The organism is Massilia sp. LjRoot122, assembly GCF_964252725.1.
GTDB lineage: Bacteria > Pseudomonadota > Gammaproteobacteria > Burkholderiales > Burkholderiaceae_D > Telluria.
The window spans coordinates 5,055,580-5,076,921 of record NZ_CAXUPB020000001.1; the positions used below are offsets into that span (position 1 = coordinate 5,055,580).

The 21,342-nt window shown below is 66.8% G+C and carries 21 protein-coding genes; 9 read left to right on the forward strand and 12 right to left on the reverse strand.

Annotated features, from left to right (window positions below; translation table 11 throughout):
* Window positions 1-4 precede the first annotated feature (4 nt).
* The 10 genes from ACSQ25_RS22240 to ubiE form a co-directional block, all read right to left on the reverse strand.
* Window positions 5-820 (reverse strand): endonuclease/exonuclease/phosphatase family protein, encoded by an 816-nt coding sequence (locus ACSQ25_RS22240; protein WP_436107818.1) that lies wholly within the window; start codon window positions 818-820, stop codon window positions 5-7.
* A 70-nt stretch (window positions 821-890) separates the two neighbouring features.
* Window positions 891-1,343 carry a dihydroneopterin triphosphate diphosphatase gene (gene nudB / locus ACSQ25_RS22245; protein ID WP_436107819.1) on the reverse strand — a complete coding sequence of 151 codons (453 nt, stop codon included), beginning with the start codon at window positions 1,341-1,343 and terminating at the stop codon, window positions 891-893.
* An 81-nt stretch (window positions 1,344-1,424) separates the two neighbouring features.
* A complete protein-coding gene (gene aspS / locus ACSQ25_RS22250) occupies window positions 1,425-3,218 on the reverse strand; it encodes an aspartate--tRNA ligase (protein ID WP_436107820.1) in 1,794 nt (597 codons plus the stop codon).
* A gap of 43 nt (window positions 3,219-3,261) precedes the next feature.
* The gene (locus ACSQ25_RS22255; RefSeq protein WP_436107821.1) at window positions 3,262-3,849 is read right to left on the reverse strand and encodes a DUF502 domain-containing protein; all 588 of its coding nucleotides are present in this window, start codon (window positions 3,847-3,849) and stop codon (window positions 3,262-3,264) included.
* Between the two features lie 12 nt (window positions 3,850-3,861).
* Window positions 3,862-4,176, reverse strand: coding sequence for an FmdB family zinc ribbon protein (locus ACSQ25_RS22260; protein WP_436107822.1), 315 nt, complete (start codon window positions 4,174-4,176; stop codon window positions 3,862-3,864).
* Between the two features lie 337 nt (window positions 4,177-4,513).
* Window positions 4,514-5,119, reverse strand: coding sequence for an SAM-dependent methyltransferase (locus ACSQ25_RS22265; protein WP_436107823.1), 606 nt, complete (start codon window positions 5,117-5,119; stop codon window positions 4,514-4,516).
* Window positions 5,112-6,701, reverse strand: coding sequence for a ubiquinone biosynthesis regulatory protein kinase UbiB (gene ubiB, locus ACSQ25_RS22270; RefSeq protein WP_436107824.1), 1,590 nt, complete (start codon window positions 6,699-6,701; stop codon window positions 5,112-5,114). Before ubiB ends, ACSQ25_RS22265 begins: the two co-directional genes overlap by 8 nt.
* Complete coding sequence (locus ACSQ25_RS22275) at window positions 6,701-7,339, reverse strand: ubiquinone biosynthesis accessory factor UbiJ (RefSeq protein ID WP_436107825.1); 639 nt, start codon at window positions 7,337-7,339, stop codon at window positions 6,701-6,703. Before ACSQ25_RS22275 ends, ubiB begins: the two co-directional genes overlap by 1 nt.
* Window positions 7,340-7,457: 118 nt before the next feature.
* Window positions 7,458-8,435, reverse strand: coding sequence for a Tim44 domain-containing protein (locus tag ACSQ25_RS22280; RefSeq protein ID WP_436107826.1), 978 nt, complete (start codon window positions 8,433-8,435; stop codon window positions 7,458-7,460).
* An 11-nt stretch (window positions 8,436-8,446) separates the two neighbouring features.
* Entirely contained in the window at window positions 8,447-9,181 is a 735-nt protein-coding gene (gene ubiE / locus ACSQ25_RS22285) for a bifunctional demethylmenaquinone methyltransferase/2-methoxy-6-polyprenyl-1,4-benzoquinol methylase UbiE (RefSeq protein ID WP_436107827.1), read from the reverse strand.
* 350 nt (window positions 9,182-9,531) lie between these two features.
* On the opposite strand from ubiE, the gene ACSQ25_RS22290 reads away from it, so the two are divergent.
* The 8 genes from ACSQ25_RS22290 to ACSQ25_RS22325 all read left to right on the forward strand — a co-directional run bounded on the left by ACSQ25_RS22290 (window position 9,532) and on the right by ACSQ25_RS22325 (window position 19,116).
* Window positions 9,532-10,866, forward strand: coding sequence for a sigma 54-interacting transcriptional regulator (locus tag ACSQ25_RS22290; protein ID WP_436107828.1), 1,335 nt, complete (start codon window positions 9,532-9,534; stop codon window positions 10,864-10,866).
* A 233-nt stretch (window positions 10,867-11,099) separates the two neighbouring features.
* Window positions 11,100-13,130, forward strand: coding sequence for a hypothetical protein (locus tag ACSQ25_RS22295; protein WP_436107829.1), 2,031 nt, complete (start codon window positions 11,100-11,102; stop codon window positions 13,128-13,130).
* 380 nt (window positions 13,131-13,510) lie between these two features.
* Window positions 13,511-15,589, forward strand: coding sequence for a hypothetical protein (locus ACSQ25_RS22300; protein WP_436107830.1), 2,079 nt, complete (start codon window positions 13,511-13,513; stop codon window positions 15,587-15,589).
* A gap of 68 nt (window positions 15,590-15,657) precedes the next feature.
* Window positions 15,658-16,038, forward strand: coding sequence for a hypothetical protein (locus tag ACSQ25_RS22305; RefSeq protein WP_436107831.1), 381 nt, complete (start codon window positions 15,658-15,660; stop codon window positions 16,036-16,038).
* Window positions 16,039-16,051: 13 nt separating this feature from the next.
* Window positions 16,052-16,732 carry a C39 family peptidase gene (locus ACSQ25_RS22310; RefSeq protein ID WP_436107832.1) on the forward strand — a complete coding sequence of 227 codons (681 nt, stop codon included), beginning with the start codon at window positions 16,052-16,054 and terminating at the stop codon, window positions 16,730-16,732.
* A 10-nt stretch (window positions 16,733-16,742) separates the two neighbouring features.
* Window positions 16,743-17,273 (forward strand): hypothetical protein, encoded by a 531-nt coding sequence (locus ACSQ25_RS22315; RefSeq protein WP_436107833.1) that lies wholly within the window; start codon window positions 16,743-16,745, stop codon window positions 17,271-17,273.
* Between the two features lie 36 nt (window positions 17,274-17,309).
* On the forward strand, window positions 17,310-18,719 hold the full coding sequence (locus tag ACSQ25_RS22320) for a hypothetical protein (protein ID WP_436107834.1): 1,410 nt from the start codon (window positions 17,310-17,312) through the stop codon (window positions 18,717-18,719).
* 190 nt (window positions 18,720-18,909) lie between these two features.
* Window positions 18,910-19,116, forward strand: a complete 207-nt coding sequence (locus tag ACSQ25_RS22325; protein WP_436108123.1) for a cold-shock protein — start codon at window positions 18,910-18,912, stop codon at window positions 19,114-19,116.
* 73 nt (window positions 19,117-19,189) lie between these two features.
* Here ACSQ25_RS22325 and ACSQ25_RS22330 read toward each other — a convergent pair whose 3' ends face one another.
* Window positions 19,190-19,819, reverse strand: a complete 630-nt coding sequence (locus ACSQ25_RS22330) for a LysE family translocator (protein ID WP_436107835.1) — start codon at window positions 19,817-19,819, stop codon at window positions 19,190-19,192.
* 81 nt (window positions 19,820-19,900) lie between these two features.
* Between ACSQ25_RS22330 and ACSQ25_RS22335 the strand changes: the two genes are divergently transcribed.
* On the forward strand, window positions 19,901-20,845 hold the full coding sequence (locus ACSQ25_RS22335; protein ID WP_436107836.1) for a helix-turn-helix transcriptional regulator: 945 nt from the start codon (window positions 19,901-19,903) through the stop codon (window positions 20,843-20,845).
* Between the two features lie 69 nt (window positions 20,846-20,914).
* Here ACSQ25_RS22335 and ACSQ25_RS22340 read toward each other — a convergent pair whose 3' ends face one another.
* Window positions 20,915-21,331, reverse strand: a complete 417-nt coding sequence (locus ACSQ25_RS22340) for a gamma-butyrobetaine hydroxylase-like domain-containing protein (protein WP_436107837.1) — start codon at window positions 21,329-21,331, stop codon at window positions 20,915-20,917.
* Between the last annotated feature and the right edge of the window lie 11 nt (window positions 21,332-21,342).

The window sequence follows — 21,342 nt, forward strand, 5'->3', positions numbered from 1 at the left end:
CGCGCTAGGAGGTGCTGAGCTGCAGTTCCGCCACGATCGGTGCGTGGTCGGACAGCTTGGCCCACAGCGGGCCGTGCATCACCTGCGCATTGTCCACCTTGAAGCCGCGCACGTAGATGCGGTCGAGGCGGAACCAGGGCAGCATGGCCGGGAAGGTGCGCGCCGGCGCCAGGCGCGGCTGGCGGCCGGCCCAGCTGCGCACCATGTCGCCCAAGGGGGACTTCGGTCCCAGCTCGTCGAAGACTTCGGCCACGCCGAGGGCGTTGCGCAGGCGCTCGCTGAGCGTATTGCGCCAGTCGTTGAAGTCGCCGGCGATGATCACCGGCTCGCCGTGCGAGGAAGCGTCGACGTGCTCGATCAGGGCCTCGGTCTGGCGCCCGCGGCTGCCCTCGAACAGGCCCAGGTGCACCACGTAGCAATGGACCTTGCCGCTCGGGGTCTCCAGTACGCAGTGCAGGATGCCGCGCTGCTCGTAGGCGTGGTCGGAGACGTCGTGGTTGTGCGAGTTCTCGATCGGGAAAGCGCTCAGCAGCGCATTGCCATGGTGGCCGTGGTCGTAGACGGCATTCATGCCGTAGGCCGTATGGTGCTGCTCACCCGCAAAATATTCGTGTTGCGGATCTTCCGGCCAGTGGTGGTGGGCAAGAGCTTCCTTGCCATAGCGCGCCTGGAAGCGGTCGTGCCTGCCCTGCACTTCCTGCAGGAAGACGACGTCGGCATGGAATTCGGCAATCGCTTTCTTCAGCGCGATCACGCGCGGCTGGCTGCGCAGCGAGCTCACGCCTTTGTGGATGTTGTAGGTGGCCACACGAATCTTCATGGGAACATTCTAACAACAACGCGGTCCGCCACCCTTGGCGCCCGCCCCAATCGTGCGCTTGGCTAAGAATCTACCGGGAAATATGCCTGGGCAACTGAAGGATGGCCTCGGCATTCGAGGACGAGAAGCAGCGGTCGGCGGCTTCCAGCCAAGGCAGCCAGGCGTACTGCGTGTGTTCGCGCGGGCTCAGGGTGATCGCGATGTCGCGCGGGACGCAGACCGAGAACACGTGCTCGGTATTGTGGGTGACGCCGGGGGCGTAGCGGTGACGCCAGACCGGGTAGATCTCGTAGATGTTGGAGAGCTGCCAGTCGTGCAGGACGATGTGCTCGCCGTCGGCGACGATGCCGGTTTCCTCGAACAGTTCGCGGGCGGCGGTCTGCAGCAGCGGTTCGTCGTGGGCGTCGAGCGAGCCGGTGACGGATTGCCAGAACCCCGGACGGTCGGCGCGTTCGATCAGGAGTACCTCCATGGCGGAGGTGTGAATGAGGACCAGGACCGATTCGGGGATTTTGTGGGGCATAGACAAATAAAAGCGCCAAATAAAAAACGCGGGCGCAGCCATTATATGGCCGCGCCCGCGTTTGTCGAACGCATGGTCCGTTTACGCGACTTTCGGCTCGTTACGCAGACGGATGTGCAGTTCCTTGAGCTGCTTCTCGTCGACTTCCGACGGCGCGTTGGTCAGCAGATCCTGCGCGCGCTGGGTCTTCGGGAAGGCGATCACGTCGCGGATCGACTCGGAGCCGGTCATCAGGGTGATCAGGCGGTCCAGGCCGAAGGCCAGGCCACCGTGCGGCGGCGCGCCGTACTGCAGGGCGTCGAGCAGGAAGCCGAACTTCAGCTGGGCTTCTTCGGCGTCGATCTTCAGGGCGCGGAACACCTTGCTCTGGACTTCTTCGCGGTGGATACGGATCGAGCCGCCGCCCAGTTCCCAGCCGTTCAGGACCATGTCGTAGGCCTTGGCGACGCAGGCGCCCGGATTGGTCTCGAGCATGTCTTCGTGGCCGTCCTTCGGGGCGGTGAACGGGTGGTGGGTGGCGTTCCAGCGATCGCCGTCTTCGTCGTACTCGAACATCGGGAAGTCGATGACCCACAGCGGGGCCCAGACGTCGTCGAACAGGCCGGCCTTCTTGCCGAATTCCGAGTGGCCGATCTTCACGCGCAGCGCGCCGATGGCGTCGTTGACGACCTTGGCCTTGTCCGCACCGAAGAAGATCAGGTCACCGTCTTCGGCGCCGGTCAGTTCCAGGATCTGGGTCAGGACTTCGTCCGAGATGTTCTTGACGATCGGCGACTGCAGGCCGTCACGGCCCTTGGCCTTCTCATTGACCTTGATGTAGGCCAGGCCCTTGGCGCCGTAGATGGCGACGAACTGGGTGTAGGCGTCGATTTCCGAACGCGGCATCGACGCGCCCTGCGGCACGCGCATGCCGACCACGCGGCCACCAACCATGTTCGCGGCGCTGTTGAAGACCTTGAACTCGACCGACTTCATCAGCTCGGTCAGTTCGGTGAACTGCAGCTTGACGCGCATGTCCGGCTTGTCCGAACCGTAGGAGCCCATGGCGGTGGCGAAGTCCATCACCGGGAAAGGGTTCGGCAGGTCGATGCCGGCCGCGTTCTTGAACACGACGCGCATCATGTCTTCGAACAGGTCACGGATTTCCTGTTCGGTCAGGAACGAGGTTTCGCAGTCGATCTGGGTGAATTCCGGCTGGCGGTCGGCGCGCAGGTCTTCGTCGCGGAAGCACTTGGTGATCTGGTAGTAGCGGTCGAAGTTGGCGACCATCAGCAGCTGCTTGAACAGCTGCGGCGACTGCGGCAGCGCGAAGAAGTTGCCCGGGTTGACGCGCGAAGGCACCAGGTAGTCGCGCGCGCCTTCCGGGGTCGACTTGGTCAGCATCGGGGTTTCGATGTCGATGAAGCCCAGGTTGTCGAGGTACTTGCGCACTTCCATCGATACCTTGTAGCGCAGGCGCAGGTTGTGCTGCATCTGGTTGCGGCGCAGGTCGAGCACGCGGTGGGTCAGGCGGGTGGTTTCCGACAGGTTGTCGTCATCCAGCTGGAAGGGCACCGGCACCGATGCGTTCAGCACTTCCAGCTTGGTGGTGTTGATCTCGATCTTGCCCGACTTCAGGTTGGCGTTGGCAGTGCCTTCCAGGCGGTTCACCACGGTGCCGGTGATGCGCAGGCAGTACTCGTTGCGCACGTGTTCCGCAGCCTTGAACACCTCGGCGTTATCCGGGTGGCAGACCACCTGCACCAGGCCTTCGCGGTCGCGCAGGTCGATGAAGATCACGCCGCCGTGGTCGCGGCGACGGTGCACCCAGCCGCACAGGCTGACGGTTTGGCCCAGCAGTTCCTCGGTGACGAGGCCGCAGTAGTGAGTACGCATGGAGGACATAATTTTCGTTCCAGGTTGATTGATTCGTTTGTTTTTACTCGGGAGCGACGACGCCCATCGAGACGATGTGCTTCAGGGCCGCGTCCACGGACATGTTCAGTTCCACGACCTTGCTGCGTTCCATCATCAGGAAGAAGCCCGAGGTCGGGTTCGGGGTGGTCGGCACGTACACGCTGACGTAGTCGCCCACCAGGTGGTTCTTGACGTCGCCGCCCGGCACACCGGTCAGGAAGGCGATGGTATAGGAATCCGCATGCGGGTACGGGATCAGGACAGGCGTGCGGAAGGCGTTACCCGAGGACGAGAACAGCGTGTCCGACACCTGCTTGACGCTGCCGTACAGCGAGCTGACCACCGGGATGCGCTTCATCACGCGGTCGCCCAGGCGCACCACGTAGCCGCCGACCAGGTTGTTGGTCAGCAGGCCGGTAATGAAAATGACGGCGAGGGTCAGGACCGCGCCAACGCCCGGAATGTCGCGCCCGAACAGCGTATGCGGCTGCCAGGCTTCCGGGACGAACAGCAGCGACTGGTCCAGGGTGCTGATGATCATGCTCAGCACCCAGGCCGTGATCACCAGGGGCACCAGCACCAGCAAGCCAGTCAGGAAATATTTACGCATCGAATTCTCTTGTCAGGTACTGCTCTTGTCGCCGCCCGTGGCTGGTGCCGGGGATGCGGCAGGCGTGCTGCTTGCGCTGCCGCTGTCGGACGCAGGCGCAGCCGGGGCCGCAGCGCCCGCAGCGGTGCCGGTCGCCGGCGGGGTGCCGCCGCGGAAGTCGGTCACGTACCACCCCGTACCCTTCAGCTGGAAGCCGGCAGCGGTCACCTGTTTTTTGAAGGCTTCCTTGCTGCAGGACGGGCAGACGGTCAGTACCGGGTCGGAAATCTTTTGCAGTACATCTTTGGTAAAACCGCATTCATCGCAGCGGTAAGCGTAAATCGGCATCTGATACTCCGCAAAAATCTTCAAAACCCTGAATTATAAAGCTTTTACGGGATGGTTTGCCCGTTTTGGCTGCAGCAGCCGGGCTGGGGCGGTGTCGGCGGACGGCTTGGCGCACGCAGGGTGTTGTTTTTCTTCATCGTCGAGCATCGTTTCATTTGCTCAACAACAGGTCCGGGTGATTAAATAGCATCTTTCTTGGAAACATGATGGCAGCAGGCAAGCTCTGCTGCTCACAGTTAAGAAGAAACAGAAGATTTTGCGCGGTGCCACACCGCCGCTGGTCCGTAAAAGAATGCTGTACTTATGAAGCCCGCTGATGCGGGCTTTTCTTTTGGCGTCAGCGGCGGCGCCAGGCCATCCAGCGCTCCTTGCCCGCGAAGACAGGAATCGAGTCCGACACCGGCTCATCCTCGATGCAATCGAAGTACGGCGCCATCAAGGCATCCAGTCCTGCCCGGTCGATACCGAAGGGCGGACCTTTGACGGCCTGGTCGAAAAAGAAGAAACCGGCCACCCTGGCCCCAGGGGCCAGCAGCCCGGCCCAGCGCGCCGCCACTTGCGGCCGCATGGCGGGCGGCAGCGCGCACAGGAAGGCGCATTCATAGATGAGTTCAAGCGGGCGCGGCGGCTGCCAGGCGAAGAAGTCCGCCTCCACCACCCTCTTCTCCCACTGCCCCGCCAGCGCCTTGCCGCGCGCCACCGCCTCCGGCGCAAAGTCGATTGCCGTGGCGTCCCAGCCGGCCGCGCACAGGACCACCAGCTCGTAGGCGCTGCCGCAGCCGGGAATCAAGGTCGTCAGCGGACGCGGGCTGCGCGCCACGAAATCGCGCAGCGCCTGCGGCACGCCGCCGCGGTCCCAGGGCGTGAAGGATTGTGCAAAGCGCTCGTCCCAGAACTGCGGGCTGAGCGGGTCGCGGCTGGCGAAGCTGGGCGGTTCAGCCACCGGTATAGAAGAACCAGCCGATCACCGCCATGCCCAGCGCGCCCGTGGTCAAGCCCAGGAAGGTCATGATGCCCAGCAGCCGGTTGGTGCGGCGCTGCTCGACCAGCACCATCGCCAGCAGCTCGGCCTGGGCCAGCGGATGGCCGTTGTGGGTGGCCATGCCCGAGTGCGCGTGGCGCTCGAGGGTCTGGTGAAGCAGGCGCGGCAGTTGAGGGAAGATGTGGGCATAGCGCGGCGCCTCGGCGCGCAGGCGCTCGACCATGCCGCGCCAGCCCACCTGCTCGCCCATCCAGCGCTCCAGGTAGGGCTTGGCGGTCTTCCACAGGTCGAGGTCGGGGTCGAGCTGGCGGCCCAGGCCTTCGATGTTGAGCAGGGTCTTCTGCAGCAGCACCAGCTGGGGCTGCACCTCGACGTTGAAGCGGCGCGAGGTCTGGAACAGGCGCAGCAGGATCTGGCCGAAGGAAATGTCTTTCAGCGGGCGGTCGAAGATCGGCTCGCAGCAGGCGCGCACCGCCGATTCCAGTTCGTCGACGCGGGTGTCGCGCGGCGCCCAGCCGGATTCGATGTGGGCCTCGGCCACGCGCTTGTAGTCGCGGCGGAAGAAGGCCAGGAAGTTCTGCGACAGGTAATCCTTGTCGAAGTCGTTCAGGGTGCCGACGATGCCGAAGTCGAGCGCGATGTAGCGGCCGAAGGTTTCCTTCTCCACCGAGACCAGGATGTTCCCCGGGTGCATATCGGCGTGGAAGAAACCGTCGCGAAACACCTGGGTGAAGAAGATCTCCACGCCATCGCTGGACAGCTTCTTGAGATCCACGCCCTCGGCAGCCAGGCGGTCGATCTGCGACACCGGGATGCCGCGCATGCGTTCCATGACGATCACGCTGCTGGAGCAATAGTCCCAGTACATCTCCGGCACCATCAGCAGGTTCGAGTTGGCGAAGTTGCGGCGCAGCTGGCTGGCGTTGGCGGCCTCGCGCATCAGGTCGAGCTCGTCGTGCAGGTATTTGTCGAACTCGGCAACCACTTCGCGCGGCTTCAGGCGGCGGCTTTCGGCCCACACCCGCTCGATCAGCCGGGCAGCCATGTCCATCAGCGCCAGGTCTTCGTCGATGGTCTTGCGCATGCCGGGACGCAGCACCTTCACCGCCACTTCCAGGCCGTTCTTCAGGGTCGCGAAGTGCACCTGGGCGATCGAGGCCGAGGCCACGGGCACCCGCTCGAAGCTGGCGAACAGCTGGTCGGGGTGGGCGCCGAGCGATTCGGTGATCTGGGCAATCGCCAGGTCGGAGTCGAAGGGCGGCACCCGGTCCTGCAGCAGCGACAGCTCGTCGGCAATATCTTGCGGCATCAGGTCGCGCCGGGTCGACAGCACCTGGCCGAACTTGATGAAGATCGGCCCCAGTTCCTCGAGCGCCTGGCGCAGGCGGATGGCGCGCGGCGAGGTGATGCGGCGCCAGAAAAACAGGGTACTCATGACACGCGCGGTACGGGGAGCGTGCAGGCTCGTGACCGCGATTTCGTCGAGACCATACTTGGTCGCGACGGTAAGGATTTTCAGCAGGCGCAGGAATTTCAATATCATCAGTTATCCGGACTCAGTATCACGCTCGTCGGTGCGGCGCTCTGCGCGAGGCGCTGCTCCAGTTTGGCAATGCGCTTGGCGCTGCGCTCGACGTCGTCGCGCAGGCGCACCACGTCGGCCGCGAATTCTCCCACCGCGCCCGGCCGCACCAGCACCGGCCGCTCTTCCAGCAGGAATTCGGCGAGGTTCTCGGCCAGCCGGCGGCCGGCGCCCAGCACACCCTTGGTAGCGCCGCGCGTGCCCTGCACCAGGCGGCGCGCGCCGAGCGGGCCGAGGATGCGCTCGAGGTCATGCTCGGCATCCCAGCGCAGTCCCTTCGACAGCGAAGAGATGGTGTTGGCGAATTCGGCGTCGCCCTCAATCTTCACATAGGAAAAGGCGCGGTCGCGGTTCTGCGCGATCAGGGGCAGGTCGCTCAGCTTGACGCGGATGGTCACGTTCGCCGGGGCCTCGGCAATGCCGGGCTCGAGCATACCGTCGCGCGCCACGCGCAGGCGCAGCTCGAGATGGCCGGTATCGATGCAGGCTTCCTTGCCGGCGTGGCGCAGCAGGGCTTCGCGCGCCCAGGGCTCTTGGGCCAGCAGATGGTTGATCGTGGCGACGGCAGGCGTCGCCAGCATGGCGGAACTCGGGAACATGGCAGAAAACGTCGTCAATAAAAACACCAAAAAAAACCGCCCGGTGTTAGCGGGCGGCTTCGATCTTACCAGTTTGCCGGGCACAAACCCGGCAGCACGGAACTTTACTTAAAAATAATTACGATACCTGCTGGATGCCGGCCAGTACCCAGCCGCCGGATCCCGACAGCGGCTTGGACATGTTCCACACTTCCACGAAGGGCTCGGCCGGCGCGTTCGGGGCGGTACGGATCATGCCGTTGAACTGCACGCTGGCCAGGTAGTCGGTGGCGGTGGTCTCGATGCCCAGCAGCTGGCCGTCGATCGTCACCACGTCGGTGAAGTCGGTGGCGCCGTTGCGCTCCTGGATCTGCATCTTCAGCTCGGCGAACACTTCCGGCGAGGTGAACTCGCGCAGGTCATTGGTGTCGCCGCGGTCCCAGGCGGCCTGCATGCGGATGAACGAGGCTTTTGCGTGGCGCAGGAAGGCGTCCTGGTCGAAGTCGGCCGGCACGCCCCACTGGCTGTGCATGGCCGGGGCCGCGCTGCCGGGTTTACCCAGCGACACGCCCGACTGGCCCTGGAAGGCCGCCGGCTGGCGCAGGCCCGAGCCGATTTCCGGGGTCGAGACCGCGCCCGCCGAAGCATGCGGCGCGGCGCCGGCCGGCACCGGGTTGGTGTAGCCGCCGCCGAAGGCCGGGTTGGCCGGCGTGTCCTTGCGGCGGAACATGCGGACCACGAACAGCACTGCCAGCGCCAGCAGGCCGATCATCAGGATTGCCGAGATCGCGCTGGCCAGCGCGCCGCCGATGCCGAGGTGCGACAGCAGCGCGCCCAGGCCGAGGCCCAGCAGTGCGCCGCCGAGGATGCCCTTCCACATGCTCGGGCGCTTGGCCTGGGCCGCGGCGGCGCCGGCGGCACCGGCGGCCGGCACGGCGGCCGGTGCGCGTTGCTGCTGGAAACCAGGGGTCGGTGCCGGCGCCGGAGCCGGCATCCGCTGCACCGCCTGCGACTGGCGGCCGATCGAGCGCTTGCCGCCCATCGGGCGCGCGCTCGCTTCCGCAATCATCGAGACGGCGGTCAGCGCCAATACCATCGTTGCCACGAATTTCTTCATTATCGACTTCCTTACAGTTTGATACCGGTGTGGAGTGCGGCCACACCCGCCGTCAGGTTGTGATACTGGACCCGCTCCAGTCCCGCATCCAGCATCATGCCTTTCAGGGTTTCCTGGTCGGGATGCATGCGGATCGATTCGGCCAGGTAGCGGTAGCTCTCGGCATCGCCCGCGATCTTCTGGCCCAGCCACGGCAGCACCGAGAACGAATACACGTCGTAGGGCTTCTGCAGCGGCGCGATGACCTTCGAGAACTCCAGCACCAGCAGCTTGCCGCCCGGCTTGAGCACGCGGCGCATTTCGGCCAGGGCCTGGTCCTTGTGCGTCATGTTGCGCAGGCCGAAGGCCACGCTGACCCGGTCGAAATAATTGTCCGGGAAAGGCAGCTTCTCGGCGTCGCACAACAGAGTTGGGGTCACCAGACCCTTATTCAATAGTCTATCCCGGCCCACACGCAGCATCGACTCGTTGATGTCGGTGAGCCAGACCTCGCCGGTACGGCCGGCCTGCTTCGCGAAGGCCTTGGCCAGGTCGCCGGTGCCGCCGGCAATGTCGAGCACCTTGAAGCCGGGACGCACGCCCGCCTGTGCAATGGTGAACAGCTTCCAGGCACGGTGCAGGCCGGCCGACATCAGGTCGTTCATGACGTCGTATTTGGAGGCGACCGAATGGAAGACCTTGGCGACTTCCTGGACCTTCTGGTCCTCGGCGACGGTCTTGTAGCCGAAGTGGGTGGTATTCGTCATTATTTACCTGCGGATGTGGGTTGCCACATTATACAAGCTGGCTGGACAGGCCTTGCAGCACCGCGCCGGGCGAGCCCACCAACAAGCGAAGTTACAGGCAGATAAGTACCAATAATCACAAACAACAATTGCCCCTAAGCTATTGATTCCTGTAGGAATTTGCGCGGTGCAGATTACCAACTCAACAATATTCGTGCGCCGGACAGTGTCGGTTTCTGGTTAAATAACGGTCAATATGATGTCGGACGAATTTGACATTCCTTGCCCGGTGTTTTCTTACAAAGCATTTGGGTGTCTGGCCGACAATAGCGCCAGCTTGACCAGTAATAACGAATAAAAACGAGGTTAACGTGTCGGTCAAACGACTCTTATGCATTACGACTGAGGGGAATGCAGGCGTGCGTGCTGCCTGCGGGCAATTGCAGGGCTGGGACGTGTGCACGGTCGATGGCGTCGGCGCCGCGCGCAAGGTGCTGGCACAGCAACATTACGCGGTCGGCCTGCTGCTCGACGGCGACGGCAGCCTCGAACATGACGATACCGAACGCTTCCTGCAGCAGCACCACCACACCCGCTGGATCGGCGTGTTCGGTCCCGACCTGCTGCACCGTCCGCTGCTGCGCCAGGCCATCGCCACCCACCTGTTCGACTTCCATACCCGTCCAGTCGATACCACCCGCCTGCACCATTCGCTCGGCCACGCCCACGGCATGGCCATGCTCGCCAAGTCCACACCGCCGCACAAACGCGCTTCCGGCGCACGCCACATCGACGGCCAGTCGGTGGCGATCCGGCGCCTGCGCGCCCATATCGACAAGATCGCGGCGGTCGATGCGCCGGTACTGATCTCGGGCGAGAGCGGCAGCGGCAAGGAACTGGCGGCCCAGGAAATCCATGCGCAGTCGCCGCGCGCCGGCGGGCCTTTCATCGCCATCAATTGCGCGGCCATTCCGCCTTCGCTGATCCACTCCGAACTGTTCGGCTACGAGCGCGGCGCCTTTACCGGCGCGGCCAAGGACAAGCCGGGCCTCATCGAGGCAGCCTCCGGCGGCAGCATCTTCCTGGACGAGATCGGCGACCTGCCGCTCGACCTGCAGGCCAGCCTGCTGCGCTTTTTGCAGGAACGCACCATCTACCGCGTCGGCGGCACCCGTACGGTGGCGGTCGATGCGCGCGTGATCACCGCTACCCACGTCGACCTGCCCAGGGCGGTGGCCGAGGGACGCTTCCGCGAAGACCTGTTCTACCGCCTGAGCGTGTTCCCGATCCGCGTGCCGCCGCTGCGCGAGCGCAAGGACGACCTGCCCTTGCTTACCGAAATCATTTTTAATAAATTTGCTGACGAGAAGAGTCCGCAGCTCAAGGGCGTGAGCAAGCAGGCCCTGCGCGCCATGGCCCAGCACCACTGGCCGGGCAATATCCGCGAGCTGATCAACCGCATGCGGCGCGCCATGGTGCTGGCCGAGAACCGCCTGATCATGCCGGAAGACCTCGAGCTGGCGCCGCACGACGACGCCATCATCCTGCGCGACGGACTCGACAATTCGCGCGGCAGCGCCGAACGCACCGCCATCTCGAACAGCCTGGCGAAGTGCGGGAACAATATCAGCCAGGCTGCACGTGAGCTCGGTGTCTCACGCATGACGCTGTACCGGCTGATGGCCAAGCACTCGATCGCGCCCTGAGCGGCGGTGACAATTCTCTGCCCACTGTCACAGCTTTGCGACAGCACTTTTGCGGCATATTGAACTGCCCCATCAATTCAGTCCTACATTCTTTCCTGCCATAAAAATTCGCAGTCTAATCAATGACTTGCCGAAGAATTCGCGCTTGGCACGCAACGTGCTACGGCTTGCATGACCGGTGGGATCGAACGCCGGACATCTCAATTTCCGTTACACACAAAGGGGAGTAACCGATGAAGCGCACACTTCTGGCGACCGCGATCGCACTGGCATTTGGCATGGCCCAAGCACAAGATGGCAACACGGCGGGTGAAGTCCGCCAAGGCAATAACCAAACTCAAACCACTGACCAGAGCAATAACTCGGACAATCGCAACTCCTCGGGCCAGAACCGCAGCAGCGGCGACGCCAGGGCGACCGCTGTCGGTGCCGCGTCGGCCAACAACAACAGCACTGCCAACGCCACGGCGACCGATTCCTTCAACACCTCGAACGCAGACGCGATCAGCACGCTGCAGGGCCGTGCGGCAAACAACTCCGTCAACAACATCGGTAACGCTGCCGAAAACGGCGGTAACGCCAACGGCGCCGCCGGCACCGGCTCGGCAGGCGGCAGTGCCAACGGCGGCAATGCCAATGGCGGCAACGGCGGCGACAGCGGTGCGGCACGCGGCGGCAACGGCGGCGCGGGCGGTGACGGCGCCGGCGCCACCAGCGGCGCGGCACGCAGCGGCACCGCCTCGACCGGCGCGGCACGCGGCGGCGAAGGCGGCGCCGGCGGCGACGGCGAATGCCCGCACCGGCGCCGGCGGCGACGGCGCCGCGGCGGCGCCGGCGGCGCCGGCGGCGGCGCCCGCGGCGCCATGGGCGGTGCCGGCGGCACTGGCGGCGGCGGCAACCTGGGCGGCGACGGCGCCGCCGGCGGTGACGGTGGCCGCGGCGGCAACGGCGACGCGACCGGCGGCCGTGGCGGCAACGCGGATGCGACCGGCGGCCGTGGCGGCAATGCCGGCGCGAGCGGCGGCAGCGGTGGCGCAGGCGGCGCAGGCGGCGAAGCGACCGGCGGCGCAGGTGGCGACGGCACCGGCGGCGCAGGCGGCGCCACCGGCCGCATCGCCGGCGGCAACGGCGGCGACAACGGCCGTATCGACGCCGGCGCAGGCGGCGCAGGCGGCCGCTCGACGGCCACCGGCGGCGATGGCGCACGCGGCGGCGAAGGCGGTGCCGGCGGCGACAGCGGCACGGCCGCAGGCTCGGGCCAGGGCGTAACCAGCACCACCACCAGCGGCGCAGCGGGCAGCGGCGCCAACACCGCAAGCGGCGGCGACGGCGGTACCGGCGCAGGCGGCAATGCCGATGCCAACAGCGGCGCCGCCACCTCGGGTGGCGCTACCGGCGGCGCAGCCACCAACACGGCAGGTGCGTCTTCGTCGGGTGACGGCGGCGCAGGCGCGGCTGGCGGCGCAGGCGGTTCGGGCGCTGAAGCCGGCTCGACCGGCGGCGCAGGCGCGGCGGGCGGCACCGCCACCGGCGGCACGGCCGGCGCAGGCGCAGGCCTGACCGGCACCGGCGGCGCAGGTGCTGCCGGCAGCGGCGGCGCAGGCGCGGAAGGCAGCGGCGCTGCAGGCGCGGCAGGCGGCGCAGGTGCTGAAGGCAGCGCCACCGCAGGCGCCGGCGCAGCAGGCACCTCGACCGCAGGCGCAGGCGCAGCCGGCACCTCGACCGGCGGTACCGGTGCGGCAGGCGCCGCCGGCGGTGCCGGTGCTGAAGGCGGTACCGGAGCCGCAGGCGCCGAAGGCGCCGCAGGCGGCTCCGGCGCGGCGGGCGGCGCAGGCGGCGCCGGTGCAGCGGGCGGCGCAGGTGGCGCGGGCGGTGCCAGCGGCGCTGCTTCGAACACCGGCGGCGCAGGCGCGGCCGGCGGCGAAGCCGGCGGCGGCGAATCGACCAGCGGCTCGGCCACGTCGGGTGGCGCAAGCGGCGGTAACGGCGCTGCCGGCGGCATGGGCGGCAGCAACACCTCGGGCGCCGGCGGCGCAGGCGGCACCAACACCGGCGGCGCAGCGACCGGCGGCGCAGGTGCTGCGGGCACCGGCGGCAACGGCGGCAGCCAGGAAGTGAGCACCGGCGACTTCAACATGTCGAACAGCATGTCGACCGTCTCGCAAGCGGCGGCCGGTGTGTCGGTGATCAGCCAGAACGGCGGCTTCTCGTCGCTGGTACAGCAGAGCGTCAACGTCCAGTCGAACATGAACGTCGGCCAGTAAGCCTGGTAGTGACCGCCGCGCGGCATCGGCCGCGCGGCGGTTTTTTCCCTCTGTATTTCCCCCTCATTTTTTCCTACACATACGCGGCAATCAACGCAGGGCTTGGCCATGGCCCGCCGGGCACCGCTGTTACAGCCTGATACAGTCTCGTGACCATTCCGTTACAACTGTCACAGATCTGCGACAGACGTTTCCCGACTTGTTGAACTGCCCCATCAATCCGCTCCTACAAGCTTGCTCAGCATAAAAATTTGCAGACGAATCAAAGACTTGCAAGACGATCAAACGCTGGCATGCAAACTGCTAAGAAGGAGATGGACCGGTGCCATGGAGCGCCGGGCACATCAACTTTTTCCGTGACACACAAAGGGGAGTATCAGATGAAGCGCACTATTCTGGCGACCGCGATCGCACTGGCATTCGGCATGGCTCAAGCACAAGCACAAGACGGCAACACCGCAGGCGACGTCCGCGGCGGCAATACCCAGACACAGACCACTGACCAGAGCAACAACTCTGATAACCGCAACTCCTCGGGCCAGAATCGCAGCACCGGCAACGCAAACGCCGCCGAGATCGGCGCGGCCGCTGCCAACAACAACGGCACCTCGACCTCGAACGTGGCGAGCTCCTTCAACAACTCGAGCGCTACCGCCACCAGCAACCTCACCGGCACCGTGACCGGCAATGACATCCGCAACATCGGCAACAGCGCCGTCAACAGCGGCAACGCCAACGGCGCAGCCGGCAACGGCGCGGCTGGCGGCGATGCCACCGGTGGCGCCGCACGCGGCGGCGACGGCGGCGCCAGCGGCGCAGCACGCGGCGCCAACGGCGCCATGGGCGGCGCAGGCGCCAACGGCAGCAGCGGCAACGCCACCAGCGGCGCAGCCGACACCGGCGCTTCCAACGGCGGCGCAGGCGGCGCAGGCGGCCTGACCGGCACTGCCCGCAGCGGCGACGGCGGCGCAGGCGCCATGGGCGGTGCCGGCGGCAACGGCGCGGCCGGCGGCGACGGCGGCCGCGGCGCGGCAGGCGGCATCGGCGGCGCGGGCGGCGGCGGCAACACCGGCGGCGCCGGCGCCATGGGCGGCAATGGCGGCAACGGCGGCACTGCCGACGCCATCGGCGGCCGCGGCGGCAATGCCGACGCAGTTGGCGGCCGTGGCGGCAACGGCGACGCGATCGGCGGCAACGGCGCCCGCGGCGCCGAAGGCGGCGCCGGCACCGGCGGCGCCGGCGGCATGGCCAGCGGCGGTGACGGTGGCCGCACTGGTCAACTGAACGGCGGCAATGGCGGCAGCAACGGCGCCGTGAGCGGCGGCATCGGCGGCAATGGCGGCGGCTCGGATGCCAGCGGCGGCAGCGGTGCTGCAGGCGGCGCAGGCGGCATGGGCGGCGCCAGCGGCAACGCGAGCGGCTCGGGCCAGGGCGCAACCGGCACCGCGACCAGCGGCAACGCCGGCAGCGGCGGCAACATGGCCACCGCAGGCATGGGCGGCACCTCGGGCGACGACACCGCAGCGGGTGCGGGTGGCGCGGCCACTGCCAACAGCGGCGAAGCGATGTCGGGCGCGGCCAGCACCGGCACCGTGTCGAACACCGCGGGTGATTCGAGCTCCGGCGCAGGCGGCGCAGGCGCATCGGGCGGCGCAGGCGGCGCGGGCGCTGCCGGCACCTCGACCGGCGGCGCAGGCGCAGCCGGCGGCGCAGGCACCGGCGGCACCGCCGGTAACGGCGCAGCCCTGAGCGGCACCGGCGGTGCTGCAGGCGCAGGTACCGGCGGCGCGGGCGCTTCCGGCACCGGCGGCGCAGGCGGTGCAGGCGGCGCAGGTGCTGCCGGCACTGCAACCGGCGGCGCCGGCGCGGAAGGCAGCTCGACCGGCGGCGCAGGCGCTTCGGGCAGCTCGACCGGCGGCGCCGGCGCAGCAGGCGGTGAAGGCGGCATGGGCGGTGCAGGCGGCGCCGGCGGCGCGGGCGCAGCAGGCGGCGCGGGCGGTGCCGGCGCAGCAGGCGGCGCAGGCGGTGCCGGTGCGGCTGGCGGCGCAGGCGGCTCGGGCGCAGCGAGCGGCGAAGCATCGAACGCCGGCGGCGCAGGTGCGGCAGGCGGCGCAGCCACCGGCGGCAGCTCGACCAGCGGTGCGGCCACCTCGGGTGAAGCCACCGGCGGCGCCGGCGGCGAAGGCGGCGCAGGCGGCACCAACACCTCGGGCGCCGGCGGCTCAGGCGGCACCAACACCGGCGGCGCAGCCACCGGTGGCGCAGGCGGTGCAGGTACCGGCGGCAACGGCGGCACCCAGAGCGTAAGCACCGGCACCTTCGACATGTCCAACACCATGTCGAACATCGCCCAGTCGGCTGCCGGCGTCTCGGTGATCAGCCAGAACAACGGCTTCTCCTCGCTGATCCAGCAGAGCGTCAACGTTCAGTCGAACATGAACGTCGGCACCGGCCAGTAATCTCAGCCCAGCAGTGACCGCCGCGCGGCATCGGCCGCGCGGCGGTTTTCCGAATTGAGAGGAATGTTATGAAACCTGTGAACCGATTCGTGCTGGCGGCGCTGGTCGCGCTACCGCTGGCGGTCCAGGCCGCCGATCCGGAGAAGCTGCCGGTCAAGATCGACTTCCTGCACGACGTGAAGGTGGCGCCTGCCGCCGACAGCAGCTTCGGCGAAGCCGTCACGGCCGACCGCCTGGGGCATACCACCGGCAAGGACGATACCGTCCATACGGAAGCCGTCCTGGGCGGCACGGTGGGCAATAATACCGCGGTCAACACCGTCAGCGGCAACAACGTCATCGACAGCGGCTCCTTCGCCAATGCGCAAGGCCTGCCGATGGTGATCCAGAACAGCGGCTCGAACGTGCTGATCCAGAACGCCACCGTCATCAACCTCCGGCTGCAATAGGCATGACGGCTTTATGAAGAAATTGCTCGCCATCTCCGCCGCCCTCAGCGGCATCTTGCTGGCGCCCCTGTGCCCGGCATCGACCATCGAGCTGGCCGTCGGCCAGCGCGCCACGGTGCCGGTCACCTCTTTAAAAGACATCAAGTTCCGCAAGACCACTCGCCAGCAATTCGATTTCAGCTGCGGGTCGGCCGCCCTGGCCACCCTGCTGACCTACCACTACAACACCCCGGTCGGCGAAAAGGAAGTCTTCGAGAAGATGTTCCTGAGCGGCGACCAGGCCAGGATCCGCCAGCAGGGCTTTTCGATGCTCGACATGAAGCGCTACCTGGCCACCCGCGGTTTCGTCGGCGACGGCTTCCAGCAGCCGCTCGACAAGCTGCTCGAAGCCAGTCTGCCGGCGATCGTCCTGATCAGCGACCGCGGCTACAACCATTTCGTCGTCATCAAGGGCGCCGAGGATGGCCGCATCCTGCTGGGCGACCCGTCCAGCGGCACCCGTTCCGTGACGCGCGAGCGCTTCATGGAACTGTGGGCCAACAAACTGCTGTTCGTCGTACACAAATTCCCCGGCAAGGTGGCCTTCAACGGCGCCGACGACTGGCGTGCCGCTCCGCGCGCGCCGCTCGGCACCGGCATCAACCAGGAACAATACAGCCAGAGCCTGCCGAAGTTCGGCCCTGGCGATTTTTGAAAGGATTGCCATGCACTGGCTCACACACGCATGCCGGGCCCTCGCGGCCACGCTGCTGGCCCTAGCCTGCGGCGCGGCCCTGGCCCAGGAAGCCGCCGGCAGGCAGACCGCCGTGATCGGCGCCGATGAATGGGCGCCGGTGGCTACCGCCACCCTCGACGGCGCCCGCGGCGGCTTCGACGTGCCGGGCGGCCTCAACATCTCGCTCGGCATCGAGCGGGTAGTGTCCGTCAACGGCGAGGTGCTGTCGCGCACCAATGTCAGCATTCCGGACGTCGCCTCGATGAACGCCGACCAGCTGTTGCAGGCGCGCGACGCGCTCGGCACGGCCCGCCTGATCCAGATCGGCGGCAGCAATTACGCGCCCAAGGATATCGCCCTGGGCAGCGGCGCCACCCTGGTCCAGAACAGCCTGGACCACCAGGCCATCCTGTCCCGGACGACCATCTCCTCGACCGTCAACAGCATGGCGCTCATCAAGGACATTAATTTTCACGGCACCATTCGTGACGCAATCGTGCGCTCGGCAGGAAGCCTGTAACATTGCAATATTATTAACCTGCCGATGGAGAAACGAATGCCCACTCACGTCGCGCGCCTCGGCGCCGCCGGGCTGGCGGCGATGCTGCTGGCTCCGGTCGCCCATGCGCAGCAGCAGCCTGCTGCCGAGACTGACAAGAGCGCCGAACTGGCCACGCTGAAGGCCGAACTGGCGGCGCAACGCGAACTCGTCGACAAGCTGATGCGCGAACTGCAGGCGCAGCGCGCCAAGATCGACCGCATCGAGGAAAGGCGCGACGAGGCACGGCCGGTCCTGGCCGATAAGCTGGAACTGCCGCCGCGCGCCGACGACCTGCTGCTGTCCGAGCAACGCGGCACCGGCGGCCAGAACAGCGGCGCGCCGAACAACAGCCGGCCGCCGTCGACCCCGGCGCCGGCCGCTCCCGGCCCGGCCCCGGCCCAGACCGCGGCGCGTACCCCTGCCCAGGCGCAGCAGACCAGCGTGAACCGCAACCAGAAGGACCAGCGCCCGCCCGAAGTGGCGCCGCTGTTCGAAGCCCCGGGCGTGCTGACGCCGCGCGGCAAGTACATCCTCGAGCCTGCGATCCAGTTCGGCTACTCCTCGAGCAACCGGGTGGCGCTGGTCGGCTATACCGTGATCCCGGCGCTCCTGATCGGCCTGGTGGACGTGCGCGAGGTCAAGCGCAACACCTTCACCGGCTCGCTCACGGCCCGTACCGGCCTGAACAACCGGATGGAAGTCGAGGTCAAGCTGCCCTACGTGTACCGCTCGGACGCCACCGTCAGCCGCGAGATCTTCACCGGCACGGCGGTCGAGCGCGTGTTCAACACCAGCGGCAAGGACATGGGCGACGTCGAAGTGGCCGGCCGCTACCAGTTGAACAACGGCGGTGCGGACAAGCCCTATTACATCGGCGGCCTGCGCTACAAGTCGGTCACCGGCAAGGATCCCTTCGAAGTCGTGACCGATTGCCAGACCCGTTGCATCGGCGAGAACGTGACCGGCACCGGCCTGCCGCTGTCGCTGCCGACCGGTTCGGGCTTCCATTCGCTGCAGGGCAGCCTGACCTGGCTGTTCCCGTCCGACCCGGCGGTGTTCTTCGGTAACCTGAGCTACCTGCACAACTTCAAGCGCAGCAACGTGCAGCGCCTGGTGCGCAACAACATCCGCGAACCGCTGGGCGAGCTGGAACCGGGCGCGATCATCGGCTTCAACTTCGGCATGGGCCTGGCGCTGAACGACAAGGCGTCGCTCAGCCTGGGCTATGACCACAGCACCGTGGGACGCATGAAACAGAATGGCAAGAACGTGCCGGGATCGGTGCGGACCCAGCTCGGCACCCTGCTGCTGGGCTATTCGTACCGCTTCAACGACAAGCGTTCGCTGAGCATCGCGGTGGGCGCCGGCGTCACGCGCGACACCCCGGACGTGTCGCTGACGGTGCGGATGCCGCTGAGTTTCTGAGCCCTTGCCTCCGCTGTCGGAGTCCAGCGGAGGCCATTTACGAAAAGAAGGGCGCACGATTGAAAAACGTGCTTCACTTTTAAAAAATTGTCTCTATAATCATTTTTGCAATGTTGAGCACGCCGCTGGTTCCAACCTCCTGGACGGCCGACAACGCGATAAAACAAATAAACTTCAAGAGGGAATTACCATGGCGACTGGCACTGTAAAGTGGTTCAATGATGCAAAAGGTTTCGGCTTCATCACTCCGGACGGCGGCGGCGAAGACGTCTTTGCACACTTCTCGGCCATCAACACCCAAGGCTTCAAATCGCTGGCGGAAAACCAGCGCGTGATCTTCGACATCACTGCCGGCCCAAAAGGCAAGCAGGCAGCGAACATCCAGCCGCAGGCGTAATCCGCCGCTGCCCGCGGCGCAGGCCCGGGCAGGCAAAGCAAAAGAGCACGTCGATGGACGTGCTCTTCGTGTTTCAGGCCCAGCCTTGCAATACCGTGAGCAGGGCCGCAGCAAGCAGCACCGCGCCGACCGCGCGCGCCGCCGCCAGTCCCGCGCGCGGGTTCCCCGCCAGCCAGCCATGCGCACGCACGGCGCCGACTGCCACCGCCCCGTAGACCGCCGCCTGCGTGAAGCTCGTGATCAGCCCCAGCGCGGCAGCCTGCGCCCACAGCTGGCCGCGTTCCGGACGCAGGAACTGCGGAAAGATCGCCAGCATGAACACATAGGCCTTGGGGTTGAGCAGGCAGGTGAGCATCCCCTGCAGGAAGACCGAACGGCCGCGCGGGACGCTTCCCGCTGCCGGCAGCGCGACGCCCTCGCGCGTGCGCAGCAGGGTCCAGCCGATCCAGCCGACGTAGAGCGCGCCCGCGAGCAGCACCGCATTGAACAGCGGCGGCCACAGCGCCAGGATCGCCGCCACGCCGAGCACGCCCATCACGATATGGGCAGCGCCACCCAGCATGATGCCGCCGACCGCGGCCAGGCCGGCGCCGTGCCCGCCGCGCAGCGCGCTGGCCAGCACGAAGGCCATGTCCAGCCCGGGAAGCGCGATCACGCCGAAGACCACCACGAAGAACAGGCCCAGATGGGCGAAGTCAGCCATTTCCTTTTCCTTTCCCTGAATAGCAAAACAGCACGGTAAAGGCAAATCAGGACATAATCTGCCCTGATTAAGGAGAGGCCCATGACGAAACCGGCGGCACGCGTGTTGGCCATGCTCGAACTGCTGCAGGCCCACGGCCAGCTCAGCGGCGCCGAACTGGCGGCGCGGCTGGAGGTGGATGAACGCACCGTGCGGCGCTACATCGCGACCCTGGAAGAAATGGGCATCCCGGTGACGGCCGAGCGCGGACGCGCCGGCGGCTATGCGCTGGTGGCCGGCTTCAAGCTGCCGCCGATGATGTTCAGCGAGGACGAAGCGTTGGCGCTGTCGGTCGGCCTGCTGGCGGCGCGCAGCCTGGGACTGGAGCGCGCGGCGCCGGCCATCGCCGGCGTGCAGGCCAAGCTGGAACGCAGCATGCCAGCGAACCTGCGCCAGCGCGTGCGCGCCATCGATGAAACCGTGCAGCTCGACCTGCGGCGCGCAGGGACGGCGACCGGCCATGCGGTGCTGGCGGCCCTGTCGGTGGCGGCGCGTGCCGGCCGGCGGCTGCGGCTGGGCTATGTCGATGCGGCCGGCAAGCCGTCGGAACGCGAAGTGGACATCCATGGGCTGGCCTTCCACGACGGCTGCTGGTATGCGGTAGGCTGGTGCCACCTGCGCGCCGGCGTGCGCTCGTTCCGGCTCGACCGCATCGGCTCACTCGCGGCATGCGAGGAAGGATTCACGCGGCCTGCGAACTTTGACGCACTGGGCTACCTGCTGCGCTCGGTCGCCACCCTGCCCCGCGCCTGGACGGTCGAGGTGCTGCTGAAGACCACGCTGGCGCGGGCGCAGGCGCAGTTCTTCGATACGATCGGGGTGTTCGAGCAGGCCGAGGACGGTGTGGTGATGCACAACCAGTCGGACGATATCGCCTGGTTTGCCAGGCAGCTGGCGAGCCTGCCCTTCGGCTTCGAGATACGGCGGCCGCCGGAGCTTCGCGATGCAGTCAGGGAGTGTGCGGAGGAACTGTTGAGGCAGTTGTAGGGTGTGCGGCTTTGCCGCACACGCGTTCAGCTAGTGCAAGCGTCGGGGCAATTCATCCGTGAGTTGAACTTAATGCTGATGTCCGCAGCCCGACTTCGGCGCCGCGCCCGGCAGTTCGGTGCCTGGTTCGCGGCCGCTGTCGCCTGCGAAGCCGGCCGCGTGCAGGCGGCCCAGGTATTGCTGCCACAGCGCGTCATGCTCGCTGCCCAGCTTGTAAAGGTAATCCCAGGTGAAGATGCCGCTGCCGTGGCCATCGTCGAACAGCGGCTTGATCGCGTAGTTCCCGACCGGCTCGACGCCGGTGATGCCGACCTCGCGCTTGCCGAGCTGGAGCACTTCCTGGCCCGGGCCGTGGCCCTTCACTTCGGCCGAGGGCGAGTACACGCGCATCAGTTCGAACGGGATCGAAAAGCTGCTGCCATCGTCGAAGGCGATTTCCAGCACGCGCGATTTCTGGCGCACGGCGATATCTAGCGGATTGTGCATGGCCTACCCTT

Excerpts from the sequence above, each read along its gene's own strand:
- ACSQ25_RS22240 (WP_436107818.1), bottom strand. The coding sequence starts at position 820 with ATGAAGATTCGTGTGGCCACCTACAACATCCACAAAGGCGTGAGCTCG.
- nudB (WP_436107819.1), bottom strand. The coding sequence starts at position 1,343 with ATGCCCCACAAAATCCCCGAATCGGTCCTGGTCCTCATTCACACCTCC.
- aspS (WP_436107820.1), bottom strand. The coding sequence starts at position 3,218 with ATGCGTACTCACTACTGCGGCCTCGTCACCGAGGAACTGCTGGGCCAA.
- ACSQ25_RS22255 (WP_436107821.1), bottom strand. The coding sequence starts at position 3,849 with ATGCGTAAATATTTCCTGACTGGCTTGCTGGTGCTGGTGCCCCTGGTG.
- ACSQ25_RS22260 (WP_436107822.1), bottom strand. The coding sequence starts at position 4,176 with ATGCCGATTTACGCTTACCGCTGCGATGAATGCGGTTTTACCAAAGAT.
- ubiB (WP_436107824.1), bottom strand. The coding sequence starts at position 6,701 with ATGATATTGAAATTCCTGCGCCTGCTGAAAATCCTTACCGTCGCGACC.
- ACSQ25_RS22275 (WP_436107825.1), bottom strand. The coding sequence starts at position 7,339 with ATGTTCCCGAGTTCCGCCATGCTGGCGACGCCTGCCGTCGCCACGATC.
- ACSQ25_RS22280 (WP_436107826.1), bottom strand. The coding sequence starts at position 8,435 with ATGAAGAAATTCGTGGCAACGATGGTATTGGCGCTGACCGCCGTCTCG.
- ubiE (WP_436107827.1), bottom strand. The coding sequence starts at position 9,181 with ATGACGAATACCACCCACTTCGGCTACAAGACCGTCGCCGAGGACCAG.
- ACSQ25_RS22295 (WP_436107829.1), top strand. The coding sequence starts at position 11,100 with ATGAAGCGCACACTTCTGGCGACCGCGATCGCACTGGCATTTGGCATG.
- ACSQ25_RS22300 (WP_436107830.1), top strand. The coding sequence starts at position 13,511 with ATGAAGCGCACTATTCTGGCGACCGCGATCGCACTGGCATTCGGCATG.
- ACSQ25_RS22305 (WP_436107831.1), top strand. The coding sequence starts at position 15,658 with ATGAAACCTGTGAACCGATTCGTGCTGGCGGCGCTGGTCGCGCTACCG.
- ACSQ25_RS22310 (WP_436107832.1), top strand. The coding sequence starts at position 16,052 with ATGAAGAAATTGCTCGCCATCTCCGCCGCCCTCAGCGGCATCTTGCTG.
- ACSQ25_RS22315 (WP_436107833.1), top strand. The coding sequence starts at position 16,743 with ATGCACTGGCTCACACACGCATGCCGGGCCCTCGCGGCCACGCTGCTG.
- ACSQ25_RS22320 (WP_436107834.1), top strand. The coding sequence starts at position 17,310 with ATGCCCACTCACGTCGCGCGCCTCGGCGCCGCCGGGCTGGCGGCGATG.
- ACSQ25_RS22325 (WP_436108123.1), top strand. The coding sequence starts at position 18,910 with ATGGCGACTGGCACTGTAAAGTGGTTCAATGATGCAAAAGGTTTCGGC.
- ACSQ25_RS22330 (WP_436107835.1), bottom strand. The coding sequence starts at position 19,819 with ATGGCTGACTTCGCCCATCTGGGCCTGTTCTTCGTGGTGGTCTTCGGC.
- ACSQ25_RS22335 (WP_436107836.1), top strand. The coding sequence starts at position 19,901 with ATGACGAAACCGGCGGCACGCGTGTTGGCCATGCTCGAACTGCTGCAG.
- ACSQ25_RS22340 (WP_436107837.1), bottom strand. The coding sequence starts at position 21,331 with ATGCACAATCCGCTAGATATCGCCGTGCGCCAGAAATCGCGCGTGCTG.